Origin of the sequence: Cognatundibacterium squillarum (assembly GCF_014652435.1) — a bacterium.
Lineage (GTDB): Bacteria > Pseudomonadota > Gammaproteobacteria > Burkholderiales > Burkholderiaceae_D > Undibacterium > Undibacterium squillarum.
In genome coordinates, this window is sequence record NZ_BMYU01000007.1 from 57,907 (window position 1) to 71,403 (window position 13,497).

Annotated in this window: 12 protein-coding genes; 7 read left to right on the plus strand and 5 right to left on the minus strand. The window is 53.6% G+C overall.

The window, feature by feature from the left end; genetic code table 11:
* Positions 1-15: 15 nt before the first annotated feature.
* Both IE092_RS13700 and glmS read right to left on the minus strand, forming a co-directional pair.
* Positions 16-816, minus strand: coding sequence for a PDZ domain-containing protein (locus IE092_RS13700; RefSeq protein WP_189357765.1), 801 nt, complete (start codon positions 814-816; stop codon positions 16-18).
* 391 nt (positions 817-1,207) lie between these two features.
* Positions 1,208-3,025 (minus strand): glutamine--fructose-6-phosphate transaminase (isomerizing), encoded by a 1,818-nt coding sequence (gene glmS / locus IE092_RS13705; protein WP_189357766.1) that lies wholly within the window; start codon positions 3,023-3,025, stop codon positions 1,208-1,210.
* 183 nt (positions 3,026-3,208) lie between these two features.
* On the opposite strand from glmS, the gene IE092_RS13710 reads away from it, so the two are divergent.
* Entirely contained in the window at positions 3,209-3,682 is a 474-nt protein-coding gene (locus IE092_RS13710) for an Lrp/AsnC family transcriptional regulator (protein ID WP_189357767.1), read from the plus strand.
* A 73-nt stretch (positions 3,683-3,755) separates the two neighbouring features.
* Here the strand turns inward: IE092_RS13710 and IE092_RS13715 are convergent, their stop codons facing one another.
* Complete coding sequence (locus tag IE092_RS13715) at positions 3,756-4,610, minus strand: substrate-binding periplasmic protein (RefSeq protein WP_189357768.1); 855 nt, start codon at positions 4,608-4,610, stop codon at positions 3,756-3,758.
* Positions 4,611-4,942: 332 nt separating this feature from the next.
* Between IE092_RS13715 and IE092_RS13720 the strand changes: the two genes are divergently transcribed.
* Positions 4,943-5,794, plus strand: a complete 852-nt coding sequence (locus tag IE092_RS13720; RefSeq protein WP_189357769.1) for an SDR family oxidoreductase — start codon at positions 4,943-4,945, stop codon at positions 5,792-5,794.
* Between the two features lie 111 nt (positions 5,795-5,905).
* Here IE092_RS13720 and IE092_RS13725 read toward each other — a convergent pair whose 3' ends face one another.
* Positions 5,906-6,973 (minus strand): porin, encoded by a 1,068-nt coding sequence (locus IE092_RS13725; protein WP_444545935.1) that lies wholly within the window; start codon positions 6,971-6,973, stop codon positions 5,906-5,908.
* A 378-nt stretch (positions 6,974-7,351) separates the two neighbouring features.
* Complete coding sequence (gene glmU, locus IE092_RS13730) at positions 7,352-8,713, minus strand: bifunctional UDP-N-acetylglucosamine diphosphorylase/glucosamine-1-phosphate N-acetyltransferase GlmU (RefSeq protein ID WP_189357771.1); 1,362 nt, start codon at positions 8,711-8,713, stop codon at positions 7,352-7,354.
* A gap of 189 nt (positions 8,714-8,902) precedes the next feature.
* Here glmU and IE092_RS13735 point away from each other — a divergent pair, with 189 nt between their 5' ends.
* From IE092_RS13735 to IE092_RS13755, 5 genes are all read left to right on the plus strand, one after another.
* Positions 8,903-9,538 carry a PepSY-associated TM helix domain-containing protein gene (locus tag IE092_RS13735; RefSeq protein ID WP_189357772.1) on the plus strand — a complete coding sequence of 212 codons (636 nt, stop codon included), beginning with the start codon at positions 8,903-8,905 and terminating at the stop codon, positions 9,536-9,538.
* A gap of 51 nt (positions 9,539-9,589) precedes the next feature.
* A complete protein-coding gene (locus tag IE092_RS13740) occupies positions 9,590-10,108 on the plus strand; it encodes a DUF2271 domain-containing protein (RefSeq protein ID WP_189357773.1) in 519 nt (172 codons plus the stop codon).
* A gap of 46 nt (positions 10,109-10,154) precedes the next feature.
* Positions 10,155-10,967, plus strand: a complete 813-nt coding sequence (locus IE092_RS13745) for a DUF4198 domain-containing protein (RefSeq protein ID WP_229793177.1) — start codon at positions 10,155-10,157, stop codon at positions 10,965-10,967.
* Positions 10,968-11,084: 117 nt separating this feature from the next.
* Positions 11,085-12,008 (plus strand): FAD:protein FMN transferase, encoded by a 924-nt coding sequence (locus IE092_RS13750; RefSeq protein WP_229793178.1) that lies wholly within the window; start codon positions 11,085-11,087, stop codon positions 12,006-12,008.
* Positions 12,005-13,423, plus strand: coding sequence for a sulfite reductase subunit alpha (locus IE092_RS13755; RefSeq protein ID WP_229793179.1), 1,419 nt, complete (start codon positions 12,005-12,007; stop codon positions 13,421-13,423). Before IE092_RS13750 ends, IE092_RS13755 begins: the two co-directional genes overlap by 4 nt.
* Positions 13,424-13,497: the final 74 nt, after the last annotated feature.

The window sequence follows — 13,497 nt, forward strand, 5'->3', positions numbered from 1 at the left end:
TTTATCTATGGTTTTTCACTCTTGCAATTGAATTACTTTTTCTATCTTTGAGCTTCCTCGTAAAATAGATAAAGTAATTTTTTGACCGACTTTTGCAGCTAGACTTACACGAAGCGCCTCAACGCTGGTTATGGGCTCTCCGTTGAGACTCGTAATAATATCTCCTTTGAGTATGTCTGCGTTGAAAGCGGGTGTATCATCAACTATCAATGTAATAACAATACCTTTATTTGTTTGAAGTGTATTACGCTCAGAGTCATTGAGATCACGGAAATTCGCACCAAGTGAATACTGTCGTTTAATGAAATAGACCGCGCCGTAATCTTCTCGATGAATAGCTATCGGTATGTAATTAGTTTGGGAACCATATGTAGTAATAACACCATTACCGTAGGCGTTCGCGGTTCCTTTAGTACCGATTACAGTTGTCGTTCCACTATACGTCGAAGTCGAAATAGTTGGTGTAGTGATTGGAATACTGGTGGTAACCGTTCCTGTGTACTTTGGATTAACAATAACAACTAAGTCGGCTCCGATAGCACGCCCTTGTTCAATTGCAAGAGAGTCAGCCTGCCGCTGGCCACTATTAAATGACGAATAGCCTGCCGGAACGTAGCCTTTTTTACCATAAGCTTCAAATACTGCTGCATCCATCGTTGCAACATAGTTGACTCCCGGCATTTGCGGAGGTGGCCCCTTACGAATCTTAGCAAGCACCTCAGGTGTTACACCAGGGTATGGCTTGTAGAATTGTTGATAACCATTAGCACAGCCAGCTAATGCAACAACCAGCAACGATACCAGTACCGCACGCATAAAACCTCCTCAGATAACATCAAAAATTTATTTATTTAAATATTATCATTTATATCAATATTGCGGCAACTTTAAAGTATCGCCATGACGTATATCATATCCATTTATCTACAGTCTCAGGCAGAGTGACTTTTTAAAAATTAAATCTAGGGAAGTGCTGAATTAATCATCATTTTTCAGCAGAGCCAGACGTAAGTAGTTGATCTGTATAGAAGCTGGTTTCCATAAGGTGAATAAATCAGCGGTTCCCTAGAGTATCAACGATAAATAAAAGAATTCATTTATTTTTAAGTTTGGATGTGTTTTGATTTTTCCTTAAAAAAAATCAGAATTTAACTTAAGAAAAAAGAATACCTCTATTTACCGAATACGTATTAATTTTTAAATATTTTTACTCCACAGTCACACTCTTCGCCAGATTACGCGGTTTATCCACGTCTGTGCCACGTGCCAGAGCGGTGTGGTACGCCAACAGTTGCAGCGGGATGACGTGCAGGATCGGGGACAGGTGGCCGTAGTGTTCCGGCAGGCGGATCACGTGGACGCCTTCGCTGGAAGCGATGTGCGAGTCTGCATCAGCAAACACGAACAGTTCGCCGCCGCGTGCGCGGACTTCCTGCAGATTGGATTTCAGTTTTTCGATCAGCGCATCGTTTGGTGCAACTGTCACTACCGGCATGGCGCTGGTAACCAGTGCCAGCGGGCCGTGTTTCAGTTCACCGGCAGGATAGGCTTCTGCGTGGATATAAGAAATTTCTTTCAGCTTCAGCGAGCCTTCCAGCGCGATCGGGTAGTGCATGCCACGGCCTAAGAACAGCGCATTTTCTTTGCTGGCGAATTGTTCTGCCCAGGAAATGATTTGCGGTTCCAGTGCCAGTACAGCGGATACTGCGGATGGCAGATGGCGCAGTGCTTTGATGTGTTCCTGTTCTGCTTCTTCTGTCAGGCGGCCTTTGGCTTGTGCCAGTGCCAGCGTCAGCAGGAACAGTGCAACCAGCTGTGTCGTAAACGCTTTGGTCGATGCGACACCCACTTCCACACCGGCGTGGGTGATGTAGTGCAGTGCGCATTCGCGCACCATAGCGCTGGTGGAGACGTTACAGATGGTCAGTGTGTGTTCCATGCCTTGTGCGCGTGCATGTTTCAGCGCGGCGATGGTGTCGGCAGTTTCACCACTCTGAGAGATGGTGACGACCAGTGTATCCGGGTCAGGCACGCTGTCGCGGTAGCGGTATTCGCTGGCGATTTCGACATTCACCGGAATGCGGGCGATGGATTCCAGCCAGTATTTGGCGGTGGAACCGGCGTAGTAGCTGGTGCCGCAAGCCAGAATCAGGACAGATTTAACTTTCTGGAAAACGCCGTGCGCTTTGTCACCGAACAGTTCCGGCATGATGCCTGCCACGCCTTCCAGCGTGTCGGAAATGGCGCGTGGCTGTTCGAAGATTTCTTTCTGCATGTAGTGGCGGTAAGGGCCGAGTTCGGCTGCGCCGCTGTGTGCATGCACGGTACGGACTTCGCGTTCTGTCGGCTGGCCTTTGATGTCGGTAATCCAGTAGCGGTGTACCTGCAGATCCACTACGTCGCCTTCTTCCAGATAAATGATCTGGTCGGTCACGCCAGCCAGTGCCATTGCATCGGAAGCGAGGAAGTTTTCACCCTGACCTACACCCACGATCAGCGGAGAACCATGGCGCGCGCCAATCACGCGGTGTGGTTCGTCGCGGCAGAACACGCCGATTGCGTAAGCACCGACCAGACGTTTAACAGCTTGCTGAACGGCATCAAACAGATCGCCGTGATACAGATGATCGACCAGATGCGCGATCACTTCGGTGTCGGTCTGGCTTTCGAATACGTAACCCAGTGCTTTCAGTTCTGCGCGCAGTTCTTCGTGGTTTTCGATAATGCCGTTATGCACGAGGGCGATACGTTCACGGGAGAAGTGCGGATGGGCGTTTTCAGAGGAAGGTACGCCGTGGGTTGCCCAGCGGGTGTGCGCGATACCGGTAAAGCCGGACAAGCCACCCTGCTCTACCTGTTCCTGCAGTTCTGCCACGCGGGAAGTACTGCGGCTGCGGCGCAGACCGCCGTCAATGTGCAGCGCAACGCCGCAGGAATCGTAGCCACGGTATTCCAGACGTTTCAGGCCTTCCAGCAAGACCGGGGTGATGTTTCTTTGCGCAACCGCGCCGACGATACCGCACATAATGACTCCCGTTGAATAAACGATGAAGAAAATAACAATATCGCTATGCTAGCCGAATGAAGATGCAATTTTTTGTCTTAATATGACTCATAGAGAAAGAAAATTTCACTCATATATACAATCAATTTTCTGTAAAATTTATAGATTGTTTTTGAAATTAAATTTCACAAAAATTTCATCGCCATGACAAATTCTCTCGTACTGGATGATCTGGATAAGCGCATTTTGTTGCAATTACAACAAAATGCCGCAATCACAAATCAGGAACTGGCAGAAAAGGTACACGCTTCCGCGCCGACTTGTCTGCGCCGGGTCAGACGTTTAACTGAAGATGGCTGGATACAACGTCAGGTGGCGCTGGTACAACCGGAAAAACTGGGCATGACGCTGACGGCGATTGTGGAAATCACGCTGGATGTGCAGACCAGCGAACAACTGGCGGCATTTGAGCAACTGGTAGCGGGTGAACCGGCGATACAGCAATGCTATCGTGTCTCGCCGGGGCCGGATTTTGTGCTGGTGTTGCTGGTACAGGATATGCCTGCCTACCATGCGCTGGCGCATCGTTTGTTTTCCAGCCAGCGCAATATCCGGAATGTGCGCAGTTTCTTTTCCGTTCACCGCAGCAAATTCGATACAACAGTCCCTTTACCTTAATCCGTGCCTGCCGGCAGCAGTTTTCGTATCAGCGTGGTTTGCTGCCTGCATTCAGCACATCCGGGCTGTAATACTACTGAAACGATTTCCATACCACGCCGCTGCGTGCGGCTTCTTCCAGTGCTTTTTTCAGGTGATTGCGGTCACTCTCGTTCAGACTGTGCAAGGACAGATAAATGCCGCTGTCTGTCCAGTCCACTTCCGGTACCGGCAGGTATTGAATTAAGGGAGCAAGATCCGCAACGCGCGTATCCTGCGCAATCGAACCGGCAAAGATATACGGCGCCATCATCGTGTACTGAACCGTACCGGCCTTCATCAGTCGCGCGATGGATACCGGATCCGATTCCAGCTGTACCCGGTTTTGCTGCTGCAGAGACTGCATCCAGCTGACATAGGCATCGCCATAATCGAAACCGCGCACCAGACTTACCTGCAATGCAGGCGTCTTCAGCACAGCATCCAGCGACGCAGGCGGGCTGACTCCCTGCTGGCGCAGTCCTATCAGGGTGGCGCGGGTGTACAGCAAGGGGACAAAGATGCCGTGACGGTCACGACGGCTGGTACGGATCGCAGGAATCAGCACATCTGCCTGTCCGGTTTCAAATAACATTTCCAGACGGGCACGCGGCACCACACTGAACACCATCTTGCAGCCGCTGGCATTGGCAATCTGACGCAACATGTCCGGGTAAACACCCTCGGGCTTACCTTGTCGTACAAATACACTGAAGCCGGTAGGTGCGATCGGTATCTGAATCATACGGGTACAGGTACTGGCTTGCACAGCAAACGAGGGCAGCAGGCACATACCCGCCCATCCCCAAATGAAGGCTTTTAAACAAAGTCGCAATGCGTGCATACATTTCCACCAGAAATAGGCTGGGATCACTCTGAATGACCAGGTTTCAGCATAGGCGATAGCCACTGCCGATTCCAGCACGACATTGGATCCGCTTACAGGCTGTTGTATCGGGAAAACCCGGGCCGATTTTTTATCCGGGATTAGATTCTGCACACTAGTGCCGGCCGGCAATTTGCAGGCTGTCTGAAAGCTTGTGCTTGCTATAACTGACACTGACATGTCATGGACCAGGGCAAGGTGCATTGCCGGAAATCAATTATCCGAAATCTGCGCAATTTGATGCGAATACGGCACAGTTACCCTTTGTTGCAGTTTAATTTTTTCAAAAAGTAAATAATATTGTGTTTTATGCAGCTGCAAATTTAATCAGAGTAGTGATACAACGGAGTCTGGCAATGAAACGGTCTGCCGAGCATTTACAAGTCATCGTGATCACCGGTGCATCGGATGGCATCGGTGCGGAACTCGCTGTGCAACTGGCAGCCCGTCACCGCACCAGTCTGGCGCTGGTACTGGCCGCCCGCAACGAACAACGCCTGCAAATGGTGGCACGTACCTGTAAGCGTTATGGCAGTGTCTGTCTGATCGTGCCAACCAACGTCGCATCCGAAAGCGAATGCAAACACTTAATCCGCGCTACGGTACAACAGTTCGGCGGGATTGATATTCTGATTAACAATGCGGGACGTACCGCACAATCCAGTTTTACCGAACGGCGCGATCTGGGCTGGCATCAGGAACTGATGCGGGTGAATTACTGGGGCAGTGTCTGGTGTACCCATGCCGCCCTGCCTTATCTGCGCGAATCACGCGGCAAAATTCTGACAATAGGAACCCATGCCAGCCTGACCGGCCTGGCAGGCGCCAGCGCATACAGCGCCAGCAAAGCCGCACTGAGCGCGTTTTATCAATGTCTGCGTGATGAATTACGCGGTAGCGGTGTGGCTGTCCTGATGGCATATCCGCATCATGTTGCGACGCATTTGCAGGAACACGGGTTTCTGAGCACAGGCATACAGGGTGAAGCTTTACGCGGTTCGCAGATGATGCCGGTCAGCGAATGCGCAGCACGCATTTTGCGTGGCATGGATAAAAATCAGTCGCGGATCATGCTGCGCCGTACCGACCGGCTGACACACTGGCTGTATCTGCTTGCTCCGCGTCTTGCCGCACGTTTGTTCAAACCGGCACATCAGGAATCCGCGCAGGCCGGACATCAGGAAAACTCGCTGCATCCGAATCACTGATGGCATTGCCTTCCAGTTGCGCCATAGCCGGATACAAAATCAATTCCCCCCATAAAAAAACCCCGGCACATGGCCGGGGAAAACGCTCTCGTTTTAAAGGGACACGACAAATCAGAAGCGGTGCTGCATACCAATCGTTGCACCGGACTGTGAATTGGTGAAACCGGCATCATCACGCGATACGCCAGTCGCCAGACCATTTTTTGCTTTCGCATACGCAGCAGATACATACAAATCGGTACGTTTAGACAGCGCATATTTTGCACGGGCTACCAGCATAGACGGATCAGCATCTTTACCGGCGGCCATGTTTTTGATGTTTTGCGCGTAGTACGTACCGGTCAGTGTCCAGTTCGGTGCAACCGCATAATTTGCACCCAGCCAGTAGGTATCACTGCGTTGTTCAGCAGCACCGCTTGCCAGCGTTTTCTTGAAGTTGCGATAACCGGCAAATCCTTTTACCACGCCAAAATCGTAGCTGCCTGCCAGATGCATCACGGTGGACTGGTCATACTGACCATTCGCCGCCAGCGCCGCATTATTTTTTTCGTAGGTGGCAACAGCGGACGCCGGACCTGCCGTTAACGCACCTGCCAGAATGTATTTCGCACCGGCCGAAGTATTTCCGACGGTTTCACCGGCTGCATAGCTGGCACCGAATTTATATGAAAAATCGCTGGATTTACCGTCGTACTGGTATTTGATCAGGTTTGACACGGTTGTCATCATGCCGTCTTTACGACTGCCGGTGGCACCTGCGGAGGTCGCCCAGGAATAGTTTGGTGCATACCCCATAGGATCATAGGAAATCAGGAAGTCATAGGTGGTGCTGTAAGAGCGGCCGACCACCACTTTACCGAAATCACCCTGCAGACCAACATTCGCCTGACGACCGAAAATATCACCGTCAGCTGCACCGGTATCCATCACGATGCCGCCTTCCAGTTGCATGATGGCTTTCAGACCATTGCCCAGATCTTCACTACCGCGCAAACCCCAGCGCGAAGTATTCATACCACCGCTGCCAACTTTGAACTGCTTGCCACCATTCGCGTCACCGCCATTGTTATAGGATGCATTCACATCCAGCAGACCGTAAATCGTGACATTGCTCTGGGCCGCCGCTGTGCCGCCTATCATTGCCAGTGCTGCCGCTAATGCGAGTTTCTTCATCGTTATCTCCTTTGTAAAAATTATCGTGATGCTGCTTTACCACTGCGGGCGCGTCCGGGATCTCCGGCGGGTCTGCGGTTTGTCGGGGAATACCAGGTCCGGTGATACGGTTTATATTGAAACTTTTCAGGTTCAGCCTGAGCGGATCGCGCCTGAAGCCTGAAGACATCGTAGTGAGCGAAACTTTCAGTTTCCTTTCTGCCCGCATTCAGCATAGACAACACAGAAAATCCTGTATCAAGGCTGTCTCTTTAAAGCATCAATATGCGGAATTGTTGACAGACTTCATTGGAAAAAACGGAAACAAAAAAGCCGCAGTCAGCGACTGCGGCTTTTCAGGCACATCGGCGTCAGAACAAAAGACGCTGAATGTTTAATACAGAATCAGGATTTCTTTTGTTTAACCGGGCGCTGCCAGTTATCAATTGTCATTTGCTTAGCACGCGACAATGTCAGTTTGCCATCCGGCGCATCTTTGGTCAGCGTCGTACCGGCACCGATGGTAGCGCCTTTACCGACGACAACCGGTGCAACCAGCTGAGTATCGCTGCCGATGAAAGCATCATCGCCGATCGTGGTGCGGAATTTATTCGCGCCATCGTAATTACAGGTAATCGTTCCGGCGCCGATATTCACGCGGCTGCCAACGTCAGCGTCGCCGACATAGGCCAGATGATTGGCTTTACTGTGCGCAGCTACTTTGGAATTTTTGATTTCCACGAAGTTGCCGACATGCACATCTTCACCGAGTTCTGTACCCGGACGCAGGCGGGCGTACGGGCCGATCTGCGAGGCTGCACCAACCACCGCATCTTCAATGTGCGTGTAAGCCTTGATGCTGGCACCGGCAGCAATACGTGCATTGCGGATCACGCAGTAGGGACCAATGCTGGCACCTTCACCGATTTCTACCTTGCCTTCAAACACGCAGCCGACATCGATGCTGACATCGCGGCCACACTGCAGTTCACCGCGCACGTCAATACGTGCGGGGTCCAGCAACATCACACCCTGTTCCAGCAAGCGCTGCGCCACGCGCAACTGATGCTTGCGTTCCAGTTCCGCCAGCTGCACCTTACTGTTAACACCCAGCGTTTCCACCACATCGTCCGGCTGAGCCGATACCACAGGCACACCGTCTTCCACGGCGCGGGCCACGATATCGGTCAGATAGTATTCGCCCTGCGCATTGTTATTCGACAAGGTCGTCAGCCAGCGTTTCAGATGCGGTGTCGGCACGATCATGATGCCGGTATTGGTTTCGCGTACTGCTTTTTCGGCTTCGTTCGCATCTTTTTGTTCGACAATACGGCGGATCTCGCCGTTTTCACGGATGATGCGACCCAGACCGGTCGGGTCATCCATCATCACCGTCAGAATGCCCAGTTTGTCATTGCCGGCAACGTCCATCAGGCGGCGCAGACTGGCGCTGGTAGTCAGCGGCACATCGCCGTACAGCACCAGTGTCGGCACAGCATCATCCAGCACAGGCACAGCCTGTGCAACTGCATGACCGGTACCGAGTTGCGGCTCCTGTTTCGCAAATTTCAGATCCGGTGCACCTATCGTTTGTGGCACCTGATCGCCACCGTGGCCATAAATCACACAAATATTACTGGCTTCCAGACTGCGTGCTGTGTCGATCACATGGGCGACCAGTGGCTTACCGGCCACCGGATGCAGCACTTTTGGCAAATTGGATTGCATGCGCTTGCCCATACCGGCAGCAAGAATAACGACGTTCATAGGTGCTTTCTTTGAGAAAGATGAATAAAAGACAAACACTCTTATTTTACCATTGCGGGCTACTGTACTGCGCACTGCAACAATTTGATAAAAAACAGTACAAACTTCCTGTGTGTTTTCCGGGTCTTTATGTGGACAAATCGGTGCATACCGTTATAATTGAGAATAATTATCATTTACAGGTTCAGAATGCAGGCAAGCACTTCACGCTCCCAACCCCAGCAACGCGCTTTCTGGCTGCGCCAGTTACATCAGTGGCACTGGATCAGCTCGGCGATTTGTCTGGTCGCGATGCTGGTGTTTGCGATTACCGGCTTTACGCTGAACCACGCTGCACAAATTGAAGCGCATCCTGTGGTCAGTCAGAAAGAAGCGCAACTACCGGCGGATTTGCTGAAAGCCTTGCAGAAGGCGCGTGATGACGAATCTGAAACCGTTCCGCCGCAAGTCCGCAACTGGCTGAACAGTGAAATGGGGATCCGCGATCCGGGTCAGGCACCGGAATGGTCACCGGAAGAAGTGTATGTGGCGATGCCGCGTCCCGGTGGCGATGCATGGCTGCGCGTCAGTCTGGAAGATGGTCATGCGGAATACGAACTGACCGACCGTGGCTGGATTTCCTTTCTGAATGATTTGCACAAAGGCCGTAACACTGGCGCGGTATGGAACTGGCTGATTGATATTTTTGCGCTGGCCTGCCTGATTTTCAGCGTCACCGGCTTATTGCTGCTGAAGATGCATGCCGCCAACCGGCGCGCGACCTGGCCACTGGTGGCAGGCGGGCTGGTGATTCCTTTGCTGTGCATACTGCTGTTTATTCATTAATTTCATGAATTAATTTCATTAATCTGTTTTTCTTTCCGGAGAGAGTTCTCTATGCGTTACGTTTTACCTGTCGCCATCAGCACTTTACTGGGTACACCGGCTGCACTGGTGCATGCCGCAGATCTGAATGTGAAACTGGAACTGCCGCGTCTGAATGTGGCGGAATACCACAAACCTTACGTCGCAGTCTGGATTGAAAAAGGCGACCAGAGTTTTGCCGGTAATCTGACTGTCTGGTACGACCTGAAAAAACGTAATAACGAAGGCACAAAATGGCTGAAAGACTTGCGTCAGTGGTGGCGTAAATCCGGCCGTGAACTGAACATGCCTGTCGATGGCCTCAGCGCAGCAACCCGTACCGCCGGTGAACACAGCCTGACTTTCAGCACCGACAAATCCGTGCTCGGTCAGTTGCCTGCCGGTGAATATCAGTTGCTGGTGGAAGCGGCACGCGAAGGCGGTGGCCGTGAAGTGGTGAAAGTGCCGTTTACCTGGGGTGGCAAGGGCGAATTCACTGCCAAAGCACAAGGCAGCCACGAAATCGGTACGGTTGCCGTACAGATTAAATAATCCGGTTTCTAACCATTCCCATCCGAATTCAAGATCAAAAGGACAGATGATGAAACACCTGACCCGTTTATGCGCCGCCACCCTGCTGGTTTGCGCCAGCTTCAGCGCCCACGCTCACCGTGCATTTCTGGTGCCATCGCAAACCGTTGTTTCCGGCAATACACCGTGGATTACCGTCGATGCGGCTGCAGCGACCAATGTATTTGAATTTGACCACGTTGCCACCCGTCTGGATAACCTGTTTATCACTGCACCGGATGGCAGCAAAGTCGCTGCCGAAAACCCGTTCACCGGCCGTCTGCGCAGCACGTTTGATCTGCAACTGAAACAAACCGGCACGTACCGCATCGGTATGCTGAACGAAGGTTTGTTCGCCAGCTACAAAGAAAACGGTCAGCCTAAACGCTGGCGCGGTACCGCAGAAGCCTTCGCCAAAGAAGTACCGGCAAATGCAACGGATCTGCAAGTGACGCAGCGTATCGGCCGCGTGGAAACACTGGTCACCAATGGCAAACCGGGTGGCGTTGCTGTTAAACCAAGCGGCAAAGGTCTGGAACTGAATCCGGTCACGCATCCGAATGATCTGGTTGAAGGTGAAAACGCGACTTTCCAGTTGTTACTGGATGGCAAACCGGCAGCGAATGTGAAAGTCGAAGTGATTGCCGGTGGTATCCGCTACCGTCAGAAACTCGGTGAACAAACCTACACCACCGATGCCAGCGGCAAATTCAGCTTCCGTCCTGAAAAAGCCGGCATGATCTGGATGGAAGCCGAAGTGCGCGATGACAAAGGCGTACAGGCACCGGCGACCAACCGCGTTGCCAGCTATGTTGTGACGCTGGAAGTCCTGCCGCAATAAAGTACTTCTGCCTGCGCGACTGCATTTGTGACTGTCCATTTGTATCTGCCTTTACACCAGACTGAGCCCCGCCCTTTGCCGGACGGAGCGCAGTCTGTGCGTTTGCGCGGCAGTACGATGGGCACGCACTGGCAGGTCGATGCGCTGATCCCGCCAGCTTTGGACAGCGATGTGCTGGAACAAACTGCGCTGGATATTCTGCGCGACGTGAATGCGCAAATGTCGCACTGGGACCCGGATTCGGTACTGTCGCAATTCAACCGCGCCGCTGCCGGTACTCGAGTAACGATTCCTGATGCGTTTTACAAAGTGCTCGACTACGCACTGTATCTGGCGCAGCAGAGTGAAGGCGCGCTGAATCCGGCGGCTGGCAAGCTGATTAATCTGTGGGGTTTCGGGCCGGAAGGCCGCCGTACAGAGGCGCCGGTGCAGAAATCGGTACAGGCCTGTCTGGACGCCCAGGATTTTCGCGGACTTCAGCCAGACCGCATGACGAAATCCATCACTCAACCGGGTGGCGTTTCGCTCGATTTATCGGCGCTGGCCAAAGGTTACGCTGTTGATTTACTGGCGGAAATGTTGGAACAGCACGGCGTACACAGTTATCTGGTGGAAGTCGGCGGCGAATTACGCGGGCTGGGCATCAAACCGGATTTCCAGCCGTGGTGGGTGGATCTGGAACAACCGGCTGAACAGGCAGACTGGCCGCTGCACCGCTTTGCGCTGCATGGTCTGGCGCTGGCGACTTCCGGACAGTACCGCCAGCAATTCCGCGCTGATGGTCAGACTTACGGCCACACGATTGATCCGCGTACCGGCTGGCCGGTCAGCCACGGTACGCTGGCCGTCACCGTCTGCCATCCGCAATGCATGGTGGCTGATGCGATGGCGACCATCCTGCTGGTGCTGCCACCGGAACAAGCCCTGCAATGGGCAGAACAACATCAACTGGCGGCAATGATCGTGCACCGCCCTTCAGAACACGCTCCCCTGACTGCCAGCGCCAGCACGACTTTGCGCGCGATGGCGGAATTGCCATGACTGCTACACGCTTACATCATCTGAGTGCTTCGCTGGCACTGTCTTCCGTTGCCGCGATGGCGTATCACTTACCGGGCTGGGCCAGCGCCTCGCTGGTGGGTGGCAGTTATCTCAGTTATTGCGGCGCAGTCTGGCGTGCGCACCGTCAGGCACAGCAACAGGCCGACGCCGCTGCCAGCGGCAATGCGGACACGCTGATCGCGGTTGCCAGCCAGACCGGCTATGCCGCCACGCTGGCGGAAAAAACCTCGGCGCTGCTGCACGAAGCCGGTATCGCGCATCAGTGTGTCACACTGAATCAGCTGAGTGCAGAACGGCTGGCCGGTGTGCGCCGCCTGTTTTGCATCGTCAGCACCACCGGCGAAGGCGATGCGCCGGATAACGCCAGCCGCTTTTGCCGCGATCTGCTGCCGCAGCGCCTTGCATTGCCGGATTTATCGTTTGCGGTGCTGGCACTGGGCGACAGGCACTACCAGCAATTCTGTGCGTTTGGTCATCAGTTAGCGCACTGGCTGGATCACTGCGGCGCGCACCGGCTCAGCGATCTGATTGAAGTCGATAACGGCGACGACGCCGCGCTGCGCCACTGGCAGCAGGAACTCGGCCGCATCAGCGGCTACACCCTGAGCGCCGACTGGAGCGCGCCGAATTACGCCGACTGGATACTGACAGAACGCCGCCTGCTGAACCCGGGCAGCGTCGGCGCACCGGCCTATCACCTGATTCTGCGCCCCGCACAAGGCAACGGTGACTGGCAAGCCGGTGATATCGCCGAAATCCGCCCGCAACGCCCCGGCCAGCCGGACGATCAGACGCTGCCACACCGCGAATATTCGGTGTCATCCGTCGCAGCAGATGGTCAGCTGGAATTACTGGTGCGTCAGTTACGTAAAGACGATGGCAGCCTCGGCCTCGGTTCCGGCTGGCTGACCGAATATGCGGCGATCGGGCAAACCATCGGTTTGCGCATACGCCGTAATCCGCAATTCCATACGCCGGACTGTAAGGGCCTGATTCTGATCGGCAACGGCAGCGGTTTAGCCGGACTGCGTTCACATCTGAAACAGCGTGAACGCGACGGCCGCCATCAGAACTGGCTGATTTTCGGCGAGCGCCAGCGCGCCACCGACTTTTTCCATCAGGAAGAGATTCTGCACTGGCATGATCACGGCCATCTGAGCCGCCTCGACCTGTGCTTTTCACGCGATCAGGCAAGCCGCCGCTACGTCCAGCATGCGCTGGCGGAACAGGCAGACATGCTGCGACAGTGGATAGACGACGGCGCGGCGATTCTGGTCTGCGGCAGCCTACAGGGTATGGGCGAAGATGTACATCAGACCCTGCTCAGCATCCTCGGCGAACCCCTGCTGGATGCACTCAGCGACAGCGGCCGCTACCGGCGCGACGTGTACTGAGCACGGCAACGGCGCACACTGAAACCGCCTCCGTTGTGCAAATATCGTCATTTCCATTTTCCTGAGGCCCGGAC

Coding starts and splice junctions, on each gene's coding strand:
- IE092_RS13700 (WP_189357765.1), bottom strand. CDS start 816: ATGCGTGCGGTACTGGTATCGTTGCTGGTTGTTGCATTAGCTGGCTGT.
- glmS (WP_189357766.1), bottom strand. CDS start 3,025: ATGTGCGGTATCGTCGGCGCGGTTGCGCAAAGAAACATCACCCCGGTC.
- IE092_RS13710 (WP_189357767.1), top strand. CDS start 3,209: ATGACAAATTCTCTCGTACTGGATGATCTGGATAAGCGCATTTTGTTG.
- IE092_RS13720 (WP_189357769.1), top strand. CDS start 4,943: ATGAAACGGTCTGCCGAGCATTTACAAGTCATCGTGATCACCGGTGCA.
- glmU (WP_189357771.1), bottom strand. CDS start 8,713: ATGAACGTCGTTATTCTTGCTGCCGGTATGGGCAAGCGCATGCAATCC.
- IE092_RS13735 (WP_189357772.1), top strand. CDS start 8,903: ATGCAGGCAAGCACTTCACGCTCCCAACCCCAGCAACGCGCTTTCTGG.
- IE092_RS13740 (WP_189357773.1), top strand. CDS start 9,590: ATGCGTTACGTTTTACCTGTCGCCATCAGCACTTTACTGGGTACACCG.
- IE092_RS13745 (WP_229793177.1), top strand. CDS start 10,155: ATGATGAAACACCTGACCCGTTTATGCGCCGCCACCCTGCTGGTTTGC.
- IE092_RS13750 (WP_229793178.1), top strand. CDS start 11,085: ATGGGCACGCACTGGCAGGTCGATGCGCTGATCCCGCCAGCTTTGGAC.
- IE092_RS13755 (WP_229793179.1), top strand. CDS start 12,005: ATGACTGCTACACGCTTACATCATCTGAGTGCTTCGCTGGCACTGTCT.